17 protein-coding genes and 2 riboswitches are annotated in these 15,912 nt (G+C 39.7%); of the genes, 6 read left to right on the top strand and 11 right to left on the bottom strand.

Translation table 11 applies throughout. The features are described from left to right. Positions 1-44: 44 nt before the first annotated feature. A riboswitch (ZMP/ZTP riboswitch) is annotated at positions 45-123 on the bottom strand. Between the two features lie 139 nt (positions 124-262). The 4 genes from NCCP133_RS08905 to NCCP133_RS08890 form a co-directional block, all read right to left on the bottom strand. After that, complete coding sequence (locus NCCP133_RS08905) at positions 263-820, bottom strand: GNAT family N-acetyltransferase (protein ID WP_264804573.1); 558 nt, start codon at positions 818-820, stop codon at positions 263-265. Beyond that, positions 705-1,022: a DUF5613 domain-containing protein gene (locus NCCP133_RS08900; RefSeq protein WP_264804572.1), complete on the bottom strand. Its 318-nt coding sequence runs from the start codon at positions 1,020-1,022 to the stop codon at positions 705-707. Before NCCP133_RS08900 ends, NCCP133_RS08905 begins: the two co-directional genes overlap by 116 nt. A 24-nt stretch (positions 1,023-1,046) precedes the next feature. Next, the gene (locus NCCP133_RS08895; protein ID WP_264804571.1) at positions 1,047-1,604 is read right to left on the bottom strand and encodes an MEDS domain-containing protein; all 558 of its coding nucleotides are present in this window, start codon (positions 1,602-1,604) and stop codon (positions 1,047-1,049) included. A gap of 67 nt (positions 1,605-1,671) precedes the next feature. Next, on the bottom strand, positions 1,672-1,884 hold the full coding sequence (locus NCCP133_RS08890; protein ID WP_264804570.1) for a YolD-like family protein: 213 nt from the start codon (positions 1,882-1,884) through the stop codon (positions 1,672-1,674). 195 nt (positions 1,885-2,079) lie between these two features. On the opposite strand from NCCP133_RS08890, the gene NCCP133_RS08885 reads away from it, so the two are divergent. After that, the gene (locus NCCP133_RS08885) at positions 2,080-4,266 is read left to right on the top strand and encodes an FUSC family protein (RefSeq protein ID WP_264804569.1); all 2,187 of its coding nucleotides are present in this window, start codon (positions 2,080-2,082) and stop codon (positions 4,264-4,266) included. Between the two features lie 351 nt (positions 4,267-4,617). Here NCCP133_RS08885 and NCCP133_RS08880 read toward each other — a convergent pair whose 3' ends face one another. The 5 genes from NCCP133_RS08880 to NCCP133_RS08860 form a co-directional block, all read right to left on the bottom strand. Continuing rightward, positions 4,618-6,750, bottom strand: a complete 2,133-nt coding sequence (locus NCCP133_RS08880; RefSeq protein ID WP_264804568.1) for a heavy metal translocating P-type ATPase — start codon at positions 6,748-6,750, stop codon at positions 4,618-4,620. Continuing rightward, the gene (locus tag NCCP133_RS08875) at positions 6,743-7,111 is read right to left on the bottom strand and encodes an ArsR/SmtB family transcription factor (protein WP_264804567.1); all 369 of its coding nucleotides are present in this window, start codon (positions 7,109-7,111) and stop codon (positions 6,743-6,745) included. The genes NCCP133_RS08880 and NCCP133_RS08875 overlap by 8 nt, the downstream gene beginning before the upstream one ends. 129 nt (positions 7,112-7,240) lie before the next feature. After that, a complete protein-coding gene (locus NCCP133_RS08870; protein ID WP_264804566.1) occupies positions 7,241-7,513 on the bottom strand; it encodes a YuzB family protein in 273 nt (90 codons plus the stop codon). 24 nt (positions 7,514-7,537) lie between these two features. After that, on the bottom strand, positions 7,538-8,386 hold the full coding sequence (locus tag NCCP133_RS08865; protein WP_264804564.1) for a 2OG-Fe(II) oxygenase: 849 nt from the start codon (positions 8,384-8,386) through the stop codon (positions 7,538-7,540). Positions 8,387-8,729: 343 nt separating this feature from the next. Then, the gene (locus tag NCCP133_RS08860) at positions 8,730-9,521 is read right to left on the bottom strand and encodes a DUF4240 domain-containing protein (RefSeq protein WP_264804562.1); all 792 of its coding nucleotides are present in this window, start codon (positions 9,519-9,521) and stop codon (positions 8,730-8,732) included. 279 nt (positions 9,522-9,800) lie between these two features. Here NCCP133_RS08860 and NCCP133_RS08855 point away from each other — a divergent pair, with 279 nt between their 5' ends. Beyond that, positions 9,801-9,992 (top strand): hypothetical protein, encoded by a 192-nt coding sequence (locus tag NCCP133_RS08855; protein WP_264804561.1) that lies wholly within the window; start codon positions 9,801-9,803, stop codon positions 9,990-9,992. A 236-nt stretch (positions 9,993-10,228) separates the two neighbouring features. Next, positions 10,229-10,666 (top strand): GNAT family N-acetyltransferase, encoded by a 438-nt coding sequence (locus tag NCCP133_RS08850; protein WP_264804560.1) that lies wholly within the window; start codon positions 10,229-10,231, stop codon positions 10,664-10,666. 234 nt (positions 10,667-10,900) lie between these two features. Here the strand turns inward: NCCP133_RS08850 and NCCP133_RS08845 are convergent, their stop codons facing one another. Both NCCP133_RS08845 and NCCP133_RS08840 read right to left on the bottom strand, forming a co-directional pair. Next, positions 10,901-11,329 carry a DoxX family protein gene (locus NCCP133_RS08845; protein ID WP_264804559.1) on the bottom strand — a complete coding sequence of 143 codons (429 nt, stop codon included), beginning with the start codon at positions 11,327-11,329 and terminating at the stop codon, positions 10,901-10,903. Positions 11,330-11,333: 4 nt separating this feature from the next. Further along, the gene (locus NCCP133_RS08840; RefSeq protein WP_264804558.1) at positions 11,334-12,119 is read right to left on the bottom strand and encodes a dioxygenase family protein; all 786 of its coding nucleotides are present in this window, start codon (positions 12,117-12,119) and stop codon (positions 11,334-11,336) included. Positions 12,120-12,314: 195 nt separating this feature from the next. Here NCCP133_RS08840 and NCCP133_RS08835 point away from each other — a divergent pair, with 195 nt between their 5' ends. The 3 genes from NCCP133_RS08835 to NCCP133_RS08825 all read left to right on the top strand — a co-directional run bounded on the left by NCCP133_RS08835 (position 12,315) and on the right by NCCP133_RS08825 (position 15,905). Next, on the top strand, positions 12,315-12,854 hold the full coding sequence (locus NCCP133_RS08835) for a helix-turn-helix domain-containing protein (RefSeq protein WP_264804607.1): 540 nt from the start codon (positions 12,315-12,317) through the stop codon (positions 12,852-12,854). A gap of 674 nt (positions 12,855-13,528) precedes the next feature. Beyond that, a riboswitch (cyclic di-AMP (ydaO/yuaA leader) is annotated at positions 13,529-13,667 on the top strand. Positions 13,668-13,793: 126 nt separating this feature from the next. Then, complete coding sequence (locus tag NCCP133_RS08830) at positions 13,794-15,020, top strand: dicarboxylate/amino acid:cation symporter (RefSeq protein ID WP_264804557.1); 1,227 nt, start codon at positions 13,794-13,796, stop codon at positions 15,018-15,020. 330 nt (positions 15,021-15,350) lie between these two features. Continuing rightward, positions 15,351-15,905, top strand: a complete 555-nt coding sequence (locus NCCP133_RS08825) for a DUF3231 family protein (protein ID WP_264804556.1) — start codon at positions 15,351-15,353, stop codon at positions 15,903-15,905. Positions 15,906-15,912 lie beyond the last annotated feature (7 nt).

The raw sequence follows: 15,912 nt of genomic DNA, 5'->3' as shown, positions 1-15,912 counted from the left end.
ACTTTGTCAGATTTTAAACAGAAAGAGGCAAGGGTAGAATCCCTTACCTCTGCCCAGGCGAACGGCTTTGATACCATGTGCTCCCTCGCGGTAATCCGCGTTTCGCCAGTTACACATGGCCTTTTCAGTTTTTTAAATCTTATCAAAGTCTTCAGAAAACTTCAACCCTTTAAAGCGCTTACATGAAATAAAAATATTTTTCTTTTATTTCCCCTTTAAATACACATAAAAAATGCCTGGCTCTCAAAAACCAGGCACTATTTCAATCGGATATTTTTAAAAGTTCATACTGCTTCCCAAGATACCGATAATTTTGCTTCCGGTACATTTCCTTCGGCGTATCTTCCCCATCGGCAACAAGGATAACCATCTTATCATTAAATTGATCCATCACATACTTTTGCAAGCAACTGCCAATGCCTTTTTTCTGAAAATCTTCATCGACCATAAGACCATCAATTTCAGCCGTTCCTTTTTCAATAATGACATCGACTGATCCAGCTGCTTTTCCTTTGTAGTATGCAAGAATCTGCTGTATAGATTCACTCTGATAATTTCTTAGATGCTGATCCTGTTTCTCTTCAGCATAACTTTCCCCATAAACCGAATCAAGTTCATACTGTAACTTCAAATAATCATCCCATGTTTCGACTGACACATTTGTGACGGTTATATCCGGATTCTCCCCCACATCAGGAAATTCCCTAGGCTGAATGGCATACAGCTCCAGGAATCCGATTGTAAAGTCCTCGTCTTTTTGTAAGAAGTTTAGAAGCTCCTGCGGGAAACTCCTCCCCTTCAGGAAAATAAAACCGTACATGCTTTTGCCCAGACTCCTGATGATATGATCTTAAATAATCGTGAGCATCCAAAAACTCAGGTACCGTCGGCATTTTTTTAAAACGGATAAAATTGCTATCATACTGCAGCAGCATTTCCGGATTATGATTATGGATGTAAAATCCATTTTCCAGCACGACCTTGCCAGGCTTATAAATATTGTTGAACGTTATATGTTTCATCGGTTTCTCCTAATAAGCAAACATTTAGTTTTTCAGGTATTTATATTCATGATCGGTTACGAGCACACTATGACAGCGCACCAATCTTTCTTTCAAATCATCGGGCGTATTGCCATTATGGTAAGCACATACAGAAATAATGCCTTTGTCCGCTCTGAATTTGTCTAATTTTTTCTCATACTCTTCTACTTTCGGAATATATTCTTCTACATTCCCCCATTCTACAAGCCCCCAGGTATAAATGGCTTTACCGCTATCCAGGTGAGGCTGCAGCGTTTTACGAAAATAATTAATTACGGTATCTGGATTAAAATCACCATTTGAATAGTAGAAATCAAAATTATTTACGAAATGGACTCTGGCTAATTCAGCACTGCTTAAATGCTTCCCCAATTTTTTCTTCATATGAAGAAGATTCCGGTCATTCTCTACATACATTACATGTCCGCCATTTCTAACTCCAGCCAAAATAAAAGATGTTGCATTTTGAAGGTAACAATCTAATTGATCGTACTGATAAAGGATATGACCGCCATTAGACTTTTTCAAATCATCTATCAAATCTACTAAAATATCGTTCATTTTTTTCCCCTTAAACTTACATGATGTTTTTTAAATTATATCATGATACTGCCAATGTAAGATTATTTTACCTGCTTGTTATATATACCTTCACTTTTAGAATATAGGCAAACTCCATCGCATAGTGAATCTTGTTTTCAAATTCCTCCAATTCATACTCATCAATAAGCGGATTGTTTTGAGAATTCTGTTCAATTTTCAGTTTCTTTAGCATGGCCCGATGTTCCGGCATAAAGTGAGCAGGAAGCCATTTTACTATTCCTCTATCTCTAAGTGGCATTGTAAATCCCTCCATACTTTATTGTAGAACATTTGTTCGAATTTTAAACCTTAAAATTATTTTCCTTTTATCGGCTTAAGGAGGAGGCATGCGGGTAAAACCAATTAATAGGCCTTATTTGGATACCAAAACATGAAGTGTTAGAATAAATTTTAGCTCTCTCTAGAAAAAACTTATGTAAAGATTGGTGACCCAATGAAACAACTGCATATTAAACACCATTGGCTTGGGAGACTTTTGGCGGCTGATCCAGGACTTATCCGGTTTCAGAAAGCGGGCCGTGCCACACTCAGCTTAATGGCATCCGTCTTTACAACGCTCTTTATCATCCACGCAGCCGGTAATAATATACTGACTCCAGCGATTGTTTCCGGCATGGCAGGGATGCTTGGAATTATGATTGTCATGGATGATGCCAGACAGAAAAAAATGCTCACAACCCTTTTGCTTGGCGTTTCCTCCATGGCCGGCATAACAATCGGCTCCTTGCTTACAGGGCATACTTATTACATAGACGCTGTAATGCTTGCCATTATTTTCGGCAGCTTTTATTTAACCCGTTACAGCATACGGTATTTTTCTTTATGTATGATTGCTTTTATGACTCTATACTTTTCATCCATCTTACAGCTGGCAAGGAGCCAGCTGCCCTGGTTTTACATTGGCATTTGGATTGGAATTGCATATGCCTTCCTTTTCAATTTCATCCTTTTCCAAAATACCGCTAAAAACTTAAAAAGAAGCATTCGCTCCTTTCATATCCAAAGCAACTTGACATTTAACCTTTTAATACAGGGAATACAAGATAAGAAATTGAGCCCTGAGCAAAAAAAAGAGCTAAAGAAAAATGTTCATAAGCTTCAGGAATATGCCATCACTGTCTCAGAATATATAAACGAAGAAGATGTAAAAAAATTATGGACTGGCCTGTCTCCTTCCCAGCTGCGGCTTTATATTTTTGATACAGGGATGCTGATTGAAACGCTCACTGACTCCGCTCGCAGTTTAAAAAATGCAGACGCTTTTGAAATTGATGAATTAAGGAGACTGCTTATTTGGGTCATTCAGTCCCTGCGTGATGCAGAGGTTCTTACCCAGCATTATGAAGAGCAAAACCTGCAGGAAGCAGAATTGGCTGTGCAGGCATTGCGCCTCTTGATCTTGGATTTATTTAATCGTGATGAAAAGCCCGCAGGATGGCTCTTTCTTATTCGAAGAATTGAATCAATTGCCAACCATGTAATTGAGGGAGCTGCAACCATGCAACAAGCCCTTTATAGGGAAAAAGCGTTTGAAAGTGAAGATATTAAAACAAAGGTTGATCCTGAAAAGGAATCAAATGAAGAGAAGGCAGAAGACAAAGAAACTAGCCTGAAGCCTTCTACCAAAAAGGCTTATCAAGCTTTGATTGCCGGGGCTTTATCCATCATAGCCGGACAGAGCATTTCCCCTGCTCAGCCATACTGGGTGCTTTTAACCGCTTTTATTGTCCTGATAGGGACTGAATCAATCGGCCGCATTTATACAAAAGGGTTCCAGCGTTCAGTCGGAACGATTATGGGAGCCGTCATTGGATTTTCACTGGCAAAAGTTGTTTCTGGCCATACATCTCTTGAAGTCGTATTAATTTTTGTCGTCGTCTTTTTTGCCTTCTATTTATTTGAGGTTTCTTACACCTTAATGAGTATGTTTATTACGATGCTGGTCGCCTTTATGTATGACCTTTTACTTGGAGGAATTTCATTTTCGCTTATTAGTGCCCGGGTTATTGACACAATCGCCGGTGCAATGATCGCTTTCGGCGTTTCTACCTTTGTTTTCCCTAAGAAAACGAAGGATAAGGTAGCTGAAGCCTTTACAGACTTTTTAAATGAGCTGAAGCCGTATGTAACAGCGTATGTGCGCGGTTTTAGAGAGGATATAAATATAAAAGAACTATCGGGGACCGCGTTTACGCTCGAACAAACATTTCAAACGATCAAAACGGAGGCCCAATCACTTACCCAAAAGCTTGTGTCTCCCTGCCATTCGGACATAAACAAGTGGATTACGATGTTTGGAGCCATCAATTACTATGCAAAGCACCTAGTTGCCTCCTCCTATCGAAAAGGCTTCGACTATCCGGATGAATTGGTTAATGTTTTCCAGAGGATTAAAGAAAAGCTGGAGCTTAATATCGATACATTAGTGGATTTGCTAAAAGGAAACGGGGATGGCCCTCTTGTCTATAGCCTGGATAAAGAACGGGAGCAAATCGAACGCCTAGCCCCTACCCGGAAACAGTCCCAGCGAGACCTAATTCATCACCTGTACTATATTTGGCGAATCAATAAAGCTTTGATTGAATTAGCAGAGGAATTTGGTGCGGGGAAGGATCAGTAACTCCATCACACAAAAAGCTTTCCGCAAAAATTATAGTGGGAAGCTTTTCTTCTGAATTATTGTATAATAACAACTAAGCCGGGGCCATTGGCCAAACCCCGGCTTTTGAAAAATAATGCTTAGACTGCGACAATCACTTTACCCCTTCTCGCTTTGCCTTTTCTTAATTCCTTTTGAAGGAAACGCTTAATACTTCTACGTTTGCGTGCTGCTTTCGTAGCCATCATTTAACGCCCCCTATAAAATTTTTTAGATGCTCTGCCATTATCTTAAGCAGCTTTCACTTTTAATATAAATGAGCTCGGTAACATTTTCAATGCACAAAAAAGCGGAAATTTTTAAGAATCATCCTTAATTATTCTTTTTTACCTTTAATAATCGTAAACTGTTCAAGGTAACCAGCAAAGTTGCCCCCATGTCTGCAAAGATCGCCAGCCATAACGTCAGCCAACCCGGAATCACAAGCAGCAATGCCAATAGTTTTATCGCTAGGGAAAATGTGATATTTTGCTTAATAATCCCCAATGCTTTACGGCTCAGCCTAATCGTATATGGCAGATTTGTTAGATCATCTGACATCAAGGCAATATCGGCTGTTTCGAGGGCGGTATCCGTTCCAGCTCCGCCCATGGCAATTCCCACAGTCGAGGCTGCAAGAGCTGGTGCATCATTTACGCCATCTCCAACCATTGCCACGTTTTTATGATGAGCGCGCAGTTCTTTTATAAAAGTCAGTTTATCTTGTGGAAGCAAATCTGCTTTAATATCAGCAACCCCCGCTTGCTTTCCGATTGCATCAGCTGTAAGCTGATTATCACCTGTCAGCATAACGGTACTGATTCCCATGCTGTTCAGCTTACTGATGACCAATCTGGAACTTTCCCTCATTTCATCTGCTACTGCAATCAATGAAAGAATCTCTTGTTCCGTTCCTAACACCATAACTGTTTTTCCCTGCGCCTGAAGTTCTGTAATCTTCTGACTAGTATCCCTTTCCACTGTTCCATGGAGTTCTTCAAACAGCTTAGGGCTTCCTACGTAATAAAGCTTTTCATTCAGGAGCGCCTTTACCCCTCTCCCGGTGAGGGATTGGAAATCCTCAACTGTCACAGAGTTAAAATCTGCTCCATTTCCCTCTGCCTTTCGCATGATGGCTGAAGCCAAAGGATGCTGTGAACCTTTTTCAATCGCGGCTGTAACTTTTAATAATTCAGTTTCATCACCATCATAAGCGACTACATCCGTAACTGCAGGGACACCCTTGGTTAACGTACCTGTTTTATCAAAGGCAATCGCTTTTAGCGATCCAGCCTCTTCCAGGTGTATGCCGCCTTTTATCAGCACTCCATTCCTCGCTGCGTTGCCGATCGCTGTCACCACAGCAACTGGCGTTGAAACAACCAGTGCACAAGGACAGCCTACAACCAAAGCTGCCAAACCCTGATAAATCCACTCGCTCCAATCCCCTCCGAGTAATGGCGGGACGAGGGCGATTAACAGCGCTAAAAGAATAATGGCCGGTGTGTAATACTTTGCAAATTTATCAACAAATTGCTGGGAAGGCGCTTTTTCCGCCTGCGCTTCTTCCACTAAATGAATGATTTTCGAAATTGTCGTATCTTCCACCCGTTTCGTTACTTTCACTTCGAGCAGACCTTCTTCATTTAAGGTTCCTGCGAACACCTCATCATCAGCCGATTTGGTGGCGGGAACACTTTCCCCCGTTATCGCTGCCTGGTTCAGAGTCGATGTCCCTTTAATAACGATTCCGTCCATAGCAAGCTTTTGCCCAGGTTTCACAATCATGACATCCCCGATTTGAATCTCATTAACATGAATGATCATTTCTTCTGTACCGCGGCGAATTAACGCTTCTTTTGGAGCAATATCCATCAATGATTCAATTGATTGACGAGCTTTATCGATCGAATAGCGTTCAAGTGCCTCACTAATTGCAAACAATATGACAACCATGGCGCCTTCTCCCCATTCGCCAATAATTGCTGCACCGATAATGGCGATGGTCATCAGAGTACTCATATCAAAATTCAATCGGAACAGATTTTTAAAGCCTTTAAGGAATAAGGTGTATCCACCAATTAAAATGGCTGCTGCATATCCGATGATCGGATAGATATGGTCCTCACCATACTGCTTGCTTAAAATCCAGCTGATCATCAGGAGCACGGCAGAAAAATATACTTTGTAGTTTTCTTTTTGCTTCCAAAAAGGCTCACGCTCAGCTGTTCTTTCATTTTCAGTGCGCAGCTTCAGCTTTTCAAAGGCTCCGGCCTTTTCAATAGCTTCCATTGCAGCTGTTCCGGTAACCGTAATTTTGGATGCACCAAAATTAACATTCGCATCTAAAACGCCATCCAGGCGCTTCACGTTCTCTTCGAACGTTTTGGCACAGCCTGCTCAGGAAAAGCCCTGAACACGATAGGTTTTCGTTTGCTGTTCAGCTAATCTCGCTTGTTCAGACATTGGATTTCACCTCATTTCTATGTTCCATAGCAATAAGCAATAATTGCTTAATATGAGCATCATCCAACGAATAAAAAGCCAATTTGCCTTCTTTTCGAAACTTTACGATTCCTTGCTTATGAAGGGTGCGTAAATGGTGGGATGCTGTTGCGATAGTGGAACCAATTATATTGGCAATGTCACAGACGCACAGTTCTTCATCCTGACAAAGTGCATAGGAAATCTTTGCTCTATTTTCATCTGCAAGCGCCTTAAACAATTGTGCTACACTAGAAAGGTCTTCCTTCTGCAGTTCCCATTGTATCCGAGTCACCTTTTCTTTGTCATAACAATAAATATCACAAGTATCTTTAGACCCCAAGTTGATTCCCCCTCTATATTCAAACCTTCACTTGAGTATATTATACCTCTTGAGAAAAATTATTCAAATATTTATTTGAATAATAATATGAAAAAAGGAACTGGATTGCTCCAATTCCTTTTACATTATTTACTTTTCTTCTGCCTGTGCCTTCAGCTTCGCCAATAATTCATCGGAATTCTCCGCAGAGATGAACTTGCCGTCCACCACAGCATATGGAGACTGCCTGCATTCCTTGCATTTGCTTTGGCATTCATATTCTTTATAATTGATATATTTCTGATTTAGAAAACGGTTAAAATCAGAATAATTTTCTTCTTTTAAAAACTGGTCAAGATTTCGCTGGCAAAATTCAATCATAACTGGTTTTTGCTTTGAGAATAGTTTATTAATCAGCTTCACCTGGAAAACATCCTTTTGCTTTTTCTATTCATGATTAATTTTGTTTTGCCGAATCCATTTGGTCGCTACCCATTTCTCGCCCACTGTGACAGGTAGGCTGCAATGTACAGATAAACGGTCAAACTGGCCATCTTCATTTGCATAGTGAAAATAAATACCCGTCCCCTTTTTTGGAACAATAGATAAACCAGCCTTAGGAAAAACCGTTTCCCCGCCTGCTGCCACATCATTTAAATAGATTAAAAAGGTACCTACACGCTGACCGCCTTTTTTGACATCCGCCATATTAGGTGGAAAAAAATCAAAATGGGATTTGTATTCTTCACCAATCCCGTAATTTAGCACTTGCAAGCCTTCCCCATTTTCAGTCGGGAAACCTGTTAATTCCGAGATTCTTCTCTCGATCCTGGCTACAAGCTCATTCTCTCTAATATGAAAAGCCATCCCTTTGCTTGTCCTCCCAGTTGCAGCGCGCTCCTCCCCGGAAGCTGTGTCTACAACACGGGATGGCTCCAGGCGGCTCTTCGAAAGGCCGATGATTTCATCACATTCTTGATGACTTAGCACGTTATCCAAATGCAAAACAAACGGCTTTTCATTTTTCGAAAGAACTTTTATTTCACTGTCGCTTGTATAAAGGGTATTTCCCTTCCTGCCAATCCCGGGAACCTCATTATTATACCGAACTTGCTCCCCATCTGTCGTCTTTATCGCTTCATTTCCAACAATTTTAAAAAGCGTTTCATAAGCAAACCGATTATCAAAGCCCTTTTTAATCAAAGCATTCGCAATCGCAATCGGGCTAACATCATTCTTTAAAGTACTTACAATCCAATCCTTCAGTTCGTCTGATATCTGCATTATCTTTGCCATCTGATTTCCCCCTGTAGGATGACTCCCTGAAATCATTGTCACTTTACTCTATTACTATCAATATTATACTATTTATCTGACAGCGGCTAAACCGATTTACCTATAAATTCAGATTTTTACGTGTTGGTTGTGAGTGGGAAACTGTGATGCTTTTGAGATCGCCTTGTGGTTATCATTTTCTCTTTTTGAAGTTATTTGGTGGCGAGATAGGGGATTCAAAGCGGCCTTTTTCTCTCACTCAACTGTTTTCCGGCTTCATACAAACCAGCCACTGATTCAACCTCAAGCCCCTTATTAAACCAAATAAAAGACTGCCCTAATGAGGCAGCCGAATTTAAATAATTCAATATTCCAGAGGGTTCTCTCCATATCTCTCCCATAGTTTCGGATACATTCTTTTTAGCCCTTCTTCATCATCTGCATCCCAATCCAGTTTGATGTCGGGCTGAACATATACATCCCCGGATAGCTTTTCGTATAAATGATCATAATGTTCCTCATCATAGCCGGTCTTTTCTTCGTATGCCATACTGGCCACATAGAGCAAGTCTTCAAACTGGGGAATATCTCTTTCTTCTTCAAGACAGCCAAGAGAAGGGATTAATGTTTCAGGATCATTTAAACTGGACTCATATACTTTATTTCCTTGATAAAGAAGCCACGCCCTGAAATAATCGAAGCAATCGTCTGAACAGCCGCCCATAATGATGTATGCTGCTGCCCAAAGACTGGATAAATATGATTTGTTATAATTCTGATTCAACCAGTAATCAAACATCACAATGTCTTTTAAAGGCCTTTTTGACAAATTGTTTATCAGCCACTCAAGCTGTTCTTCAGGATTTTCCCCTTTTTTCTTGGCGGTCATAAGCAATTCCCAAAAAAGTGCTTCAGTCATGGTGCTTTCTTTGATAACTTTTGCATATAGAGCTGCCCCTGCATAACCCTTTTTCAGCTTTGATTGGATGAGTTTATTTGCCTCTTTTTGGCACCGATCTTCCGATTCAAATTCTTTCGTTTTAACAGCTCCTATGGATCCAACTTTTCCATAGGTAACTGTAATAACTTTTCCTGTCACGTTTATTTTCCAAAATTTATTGGATACATCATCTTTATAAATAAGTAAAGTTTCCATGTATGGGTTCTCCCTAATACGATTTTTCACTAGCTTCATAATTCCATTTTACTTCAAAAAAGAGTGGAAAGTCTTTAGTTTCTTATTTTATTTTCTATTTCATATGGATTGAGTTTATTTATTTATTTATTTATTTATTTATTTATTTATTTATTTATTTATATTCTTTCCTAAAGATGGTATTAATCCGGCTGTAATTTTACATAAAAACCATTGAAATTTAATTCTCTGCTGTTATAATGCATCTAGACTCTATTAAAAGGAAACAAGGTGATGTCTATGGATAATAATTGCAGATTCGTAGTCAACGCTGTTGGCAAAGGCGGAGAAACATACCATACTCAATGTAAAGATAAGAAAGAACTTCAAAGATGGATATTGGAAAATCAAGATCGGATTTCTCAGAACGAAATCAAAATTACAGACAAAAAGAAAAACCCTTTCTTAAAATTATTAAGCATTAATAGATAACAAAACAGGATAGAGACCCTTCTCTGTCCTGTTTCTAATGATTGCTTACTAAAAGTTGATGTTATATAAGTCATCAAGAGAGATAACTCCAGATCCAATCCATGAGATTCCAAGTGCAATCGCGATTAATACCAAGTTAAGGTTAGCCATGATATTTTGGATGGCTTTATTACAGTTTTAAGAAAAAAGCGATAGATACGCTACAAATAAAACAAATAGAATTGGAGAGAAGAAACATGGAGTCATCATTGATCAAGGAGCTAACCACACCGGAAGAATGGAAAAAAGCTTACCCATTGATGAAGCATCTGCGTACCCATTTGGATGTGGAAAGTTATCTAGCACTAGTTTCAGAAGCCGTCCAAAAAGAAAACTACAGAATAGCGGCTTTATATGAGTCTGGAAAAATGAAAGCTGTCACCGGATTCATGCCGATGATCACCTTGTATAATGGCAGATTTATTTGGGTATGCGATCTAGTCACAGACCCGGACCAGCGATTCAAGGGTTTTGGCAGTGCCCTCCTTTCATATGTTGAGAATTGGGCCAAGGATAATGGATATAGCGCTGTTTCCCTTTCATCAGGATTGCAAAGAGAAGCTGCCCACCGTTTTTACGAGGAGAAAATGGATTACGACAAGGTTAGTTATGTGTTTTTGAAGAAGCTATTGTGAGGAAGCTCATTTTCAGAGCTTCCTTTCTTTTTCTATTTATCTTACTCTTTCTAGATGATTAAGTTAGTTTGCCAATGCGGCTCCCACATCCCATGTCATATCTTCCTGGCCGCATCCTCCTTTTCTTTTGCCAAGTTCGATTAAAATTTACCGTGAGTCAATTCTGAACTTCGGCAGCTTTTTTCGCATGAAGAAGGCCTGTATCTATAGACGGAGTACAAACCTCATAAAATTTTATTTATTAATCGAAACAGAATCGGTATTTTCTCTTCCTTTTAAAAACATCTGATCCAATGCAAATAACTTCGAGCCGGTCATGGCAATCGACGCTGACATAGCCAGCAGAGCGAGATCTAATTCGTACCCTGCTGTTCCATTGCCAAGGAATCCTCCGGCTAATTTCACCTTTATGATAGCACCAGCCATCAGCAAAATGAATACTGCAGATACCACTCTGCTAAACAATCCGAGGACTAATGCAATTCCGCCCACCAGCTCAACTCCTGCTACAACCACAGCAAGGAAACCAGGCAACCCAATAGAAGTAAACCATCCAGCTATGTTTTCAATGCCTCCCAGGAATTTCACTATTCCATGCACAAAAAATGTTAACCCTAAAACAACTCGCAATAAAAATGTTCCTGCCTCATATTTGTTTTCCATAATATTATTCTCCAAACTGCCAAACACTATGGCTTAGGTTTCCGTATCGAAAGCTACGATGCAATAACTTTGCTGACTTCTCCTGATCAGCTGCTCCCATTGCATAAAAAAGAGGGATAAAGTGCTCATTTCCATAAGGCGGCACTGCAATATCCACGTTCGGAGCCAATGATCTATAATTGAATAGTGATTCCAAATTCCAATCAGTTATTTGTGTTTCGAGCCACTCCTCAAATCCAATTGCCCAGCTGTCAGCAGGTCCACTATCTTTGGACATATCAACTGCACCAAGATTGTGAACTGTTCCTCCACTGCCAATAATCATAATATCCTGCTCTCTTAATGCTACAAGTGACTTTCCAATTTTGTACTGTTCCTCTGGTGCCAATCTTGGATTAACAGACATCGAAATGACCGGGATATCCGCTTGAGGGTAAAGCATTCTGAGCACGACCCAGGCGCCATGGTCCAGACCCCGCTTCTCATCAATTTCAAAAGGTATTTCCTGCTCTGTAAATAAATCTGCAATTTCATGTGTTACCTTTACGCTTCCCTTTGCAGGGTATTCGATCTGATACAATTCTTCAGGAAATCCGCCAAAATCATAGATCGTTCTGAAGTTGTCTACATTGCTCACCATTTGGACAGGTGACTCCCAATGAGCTGAAAACAAAACAACTGCTTTTGGGTTATGAAGTGAAACACTCAATGATTGCAAAAACTGAGTATATATATTTTTTTCCATTGCCAGCAGCGGTGCACCATGGGCAATAAAAAATGATGGCATCATGAAATAGACCCTCCTTAATTTATTATCTTTATAGTAATTAAAAATTCATATAATAAAACAAATAGGGCTGCCAAAATGTTTTGCAATATGAATATTAATTATTTATAAGATAACAATTTAGCCTCTGGATTGTCAAATCTTTTTTTGCTAATATATAAATATGTTTTTTATTAGGAAACTTTTGAGGTGATTACACTGGATATCGGAACAAAGATAAGGGCAATAAGAAACCGCAAAAAAATCACCATTGCACAAATGTCTGATGGAACAGGCTTATCTAAAGGATTTATCAGCAATGTGGAAAATAATAATACATCTCCTTCCATTAATACGTTGAGTACGATTGCAGATTTTCTTGACGTGCCACTTCCCTATTTACTGCTAGAAAAGAAACAGCATATGAGAGTCGTCAGAAAAGGCGAAAGAACGACTTCCACTTTTAACAATCTTAAAGTCGAACATTTAACATCAAAAGGCGGCCTGAGGATGATGATTGTTGAATTCCCTCCTGGCGCATCCATGGGACAGTACCATGCGCATGAAGGTGAGGAATGCCACCTGGTGCTTGAAGGAAAAATTTTGGCGGAGCAAGGAGAGGAGTCTTTTATTGTTGAAGCAGGAGACTCATTCAGCTGGAATGCCAGTGTCCCGCATTTTGTCAAAAATATTACGGATGAAAATGCAGTAGTCCTGATCTCCGTGTATTCTGCTACCGAATTAACGGATGTATTATAAAATGCCCAAATATATGGGCATTTTTTTATTTATTGGATTCCTTACATAAATGCGGCTGCATTCTTTCATCAGCTTGGCTATTAAGCTATTGCTTTGTGGCTGATTATTGCAGGCATTCGGAAACTAAATACCGAAAAAGATTTTGTCACATACTCTTTTATTAAGGCTTATTTCTCATAGATTGTTGTTTTTGCTTATAATTCAGCCCGTTGATTTCCGCTGCGGGACACTTGCTTTCCGCGGGGAGGAATGAGAGCCTCCTCGACACCCTGCGTCTGCGGGGTCTCCCGCTCCCTCTCCTCCCGCAGGAGTCAAGTGTTAGTGCCACAGGCAAAAATGGAGAAATGTATTATTCACATTTTAAAGATAACGCTGAATTAAGAAAATGGCTATCCGATCATGAGCATCAGTTGAATATGAAAGACGTAAAAATTAAAGATAAAAATAGACATCCATTCTTGCGGTGGATGGAATTTGTTAAATAAAATTGACAAAAATTTAATCTCTAAGTTACAGATGGGACAATAGAATGAATTATTGCTTAATAAATTGACAAATTATTCGTTTCATATTAAATTACTATCATATCGATAGTTATATCGACATAACTAGGATGCAAGAATATAAATTAATTTATAATTTAGAGTACTAAAGTTATACTTCAAAAAAACTTATAAATTATTTCGCTTAATCTTTTGAGCGGGGGAACCAATCGTACTTATAAAGTAAGTACCTGGGGTGAATCCTTTTTAGGTAGGGTACTCTCAAAACCCGAATCCGACAGCTAACCTCGTAAGCGCATTGAGAGGAAAACACGGCCGTATTGCACAGTGGTTTTTGCCTCTGTGTTTTTTTACTGCCTTTTTTGGGGTATATCCTGTAAATGGATATTATCAAGAAGTATTTTTTTGTTATTCTAACCACTGGAGGAATTTGAATATGAAGTTATCAACTAAGATCATTCTTGCCTTGATCGCTGGCGGAATCACCGGCCTTCTGATTAATTTATTTGCATCAAGCATTTATCCCGAACTTGATCAATTTATCTTTACACCACTTGGAAAAATCTTTCTGAATCTTATCAATATGCTTGTTGTTCCGATTGTTTTCTTTTCAATCACACTTGGAACTGCCGGCCTTGGTGATCCGAAGAAGCTTGGGCGGATTGGAATTAAAACCATTGGATTCTTCCTGCTCACAACGAGTGTTGCCATTACAATCGGACTTGGTCTTGCGTCTGTCATTCAGCCGGGAAATATCGGAGAATTCGATATTACAAATGCTGAGTTTGAATCAAAAGAAGCTCCGCCAGTAACTGATACACTATTAAATATCATTCCAACCAATCCTGTGAAAGCGTTCACTGAAGGAAATATGCTGCAGATTATTGCTTTCTCCATATTTGTCGGATTTGCATTAACCATGCTTGGCAGCAAAACAAAAGGGATATTGAACCTCATTGAACAAGGCAATGACATTATGATGTACCTGGTTAATCTGGTTATGAAGTTTGCACCATACGGAACATTTGGCCTGATTGTATCTGCTGTCGGCAGCCAAGGGCTTTCTGCAATTAAAGCAATGGGACTATATATGATCGTGGTTGTCGCTGCACTTCTTATTCATGCCATTTTGACATATGGAACTTCTGTAGCGTTTTTTGCTAAAAAGAGCCCAATCTGGTTCTTTAAAGGCTTTGCTCCTGCAATGGGTGTTGCCTTCAGTACTTCGAGCAGTAATGCGACCCTGCCAATTTCTATGAGTACAGCCCAGAAAAATTTGAAAGTGCCAGAGTCGATCAGCAGCTTTGTTCAGCCGCTTGGAGCGACTATTAACATGGATGGCACGGCAATCATGCAGGGGGTTGCTACAATTTTTATTGCCCAAGTATTCGGTGTTGATTTGACTTTTACACAGCTGATCACTGTTGTCCTGACAGCGGTTCTTGCCAGTGTCGGCACTGCTGGTGTTCCTGGAGTAGGATTAATCATGCTCGCCATGGTTCTGAATTCAGTGAACCTGCCAGTTGAAGGCATAGCCTTAATCATTGGAATTGACCGACTGCTTGATATGACTCGTACGGCTGTAAACATTACAGGCGACGCCGCATGCGCTGTTATTGTGGCGGAAACAGAGGCGAAAAGAGAAGGATTGAAAGCGAATTAATGGATTAAATAAACCCAGCCAATTGATGGCTGGGTTTTTAGTTTATATTGCTGCCTTTATTGGATTTGGCCCGTATTTATTGAATCTTTGCTCACTGACCATTAGTGTAAAAATAAGGATAATAATTCCTCCGAGTATAGGATCAAGGTGTGTTTTGCACCACCGCTGTACAAGAAATTATTATAGCAATTTTATCGTACTTATTGTAATAGATTTTCATTTTGAATCAGTATGTATTTTTTGGAAAATATAGCTTCCGTTAGCCATATGGAATAAAAGGTATAAAGCAGGTAAAAATAACTACCAAACAAAATCCTCAGGAGTGAAATGATGAAGAACCCGTTTGAAGCCATTGCAGAAACCATAAAGAACTTTGCTGATAATGAACCGAAACCGCCTTTGCATGTTGGTGAGGTTATGGATTTATGGACGCTTTATACAGCCTTTCATGAAGCTCATTCCCTCTACTATATTGCCCTTAATATGACCACTGACACTGAACTATTGCACACCATTCGGAAGGCAATCGAAGGAAGCCAGGCAGATACCCAAATGATTGAGGATTTTCTGCTTAAGGAGGGCGTTCCCTTGCCGTTAACAAATGCTGAAAAGCCGCTCTCGGATCCGGATTCTGTACCAGAAGGGGTAAAATTAACGGATGATGAAATTGCAAACTTAATATCTGTAAAAGTAGCAGCAAGCATTGTATTTTGTGCACAGGCTATGATCAAAACGGTAAGAATGGATGTCGGGATGCTGTTTTTTTCAATACAGGTTCATTTAATGGAATTTGCTTCTCCACTCAAGAATTTAATGAAACAAAGAGGCTGGCTAAGAATTCCCCCAAGCTACAATCCGCATGGTATTCCAGAAAAAAGTAAATAATGGGAAT

Source organism: Cytobacillus sp. NCCP-133 (assembly GCF_026011715.1).
Taxonomy (GTDB): Bacteria; Bacillota; Bacilli; order Bacillales; family Cytobacillaceae; genus Cytobacillus.
The sequence above is the reverse complement of the archived record's forward strand: the minus strand, read 5'-3'. Positions and strand labels throughout refer to the sequence as shown.

Excerpts from the sequence above, each read along its gene's own strand:
- NCCP133_RS08900 (WP_264804572.1), bottom strand. The coding sequence starts at position 1,022 with ATGAAACATATAACGTTCAACAATATTTATAAGCCTGGCAAGGTCGTG.
- NCCP133_RS08830 (WP_264804557.1), top strand. The coding sequence starts at position 13,794 with ATGAAGTTATCAACTAAGATCATTCTTGCCTTGATCGCTGGCGGAATC.
- NCCP133_RS08895 (WP_264804571.1), bottom strand. The coding sequence starts at position 1,604 with ATGAACGATATTTTAGTAGATTTGATAGATGATTTGAAAAAGTCTAAT.
- NCCP133_RS08840 (WP_264804558.1), bottom strand. The coding sequence starts at position 12,119 with ATGATGCCATCATTTTTTATTGCCCATGGTGCACCGCTGCTGGCAATG.
- NCCP133_RS08890 (WP_264804570.1), bottom strand. The coding sequence starts at position 1,884 with ATGCCACTTAGAGATAGAGGAATAGTAAAATGGCTTCCTGCTCACTTT.
- NCCP133_RS08885 (WP_264804569.1), top strand. The coding sequence starts at position 2,080 with ATGAAACAACTGCATATTAAACACCATTGGCTTGGGAGACTTTTGGCG.
- NCCP133_RS08860 (WP_264804562.1), bottom strand. The coding sequence starts at position 9,521 with ATGGAAACTTTACTTATTTATAAAGATGATGTATCCAATAAATTTTGG.
- NCCP133_RS08905 (WP_264804573.1), bottom strand. The coding sequence starts at position 820 with ATGTACGGTTTTATTTTCCTGAAGGGGAGGAGTTTCCCGCAGGAGCTT.
- NCCP133_RS08865 (WP_264804564.1), bottom strand. The coding sequence starts at position 8,386 with ATGGCAAAGATAATGCAGATATCAGACGAACTGAAGGATTGGATTGTA.
- NCCP133_RS08850 (WP_264804560.1), top strand. The coding sequence starts at position 10,229 with ATGGAGTCATCATTGATCAAGGAGCTAACCACACCGGAAGAATGGAAA.
- NCCP133_RS08845 (WP_264804559.1), bottom strand. The coding sequence starts at position 11,329 with ATGGAAAACAAATATGAGGCAGGAACATTTTTATTGCGAGTTGTTTTA.
- NCCP133_RS08825 (WP_264804556.1), top strand. The coding sequence starts at position 15,351 with ATGAAGAACCCGTTTGAAGCCATTGCAGAAACCATAAAGAACTTTGCT.
- NCCP133_RS08855 (WP_264804561.1), top strand. The coding sequence starts at position 9,801 with ATGGATAATAATTGCAGATTCGTAGTCAACGCTGTTGGCAAAGGCGGA.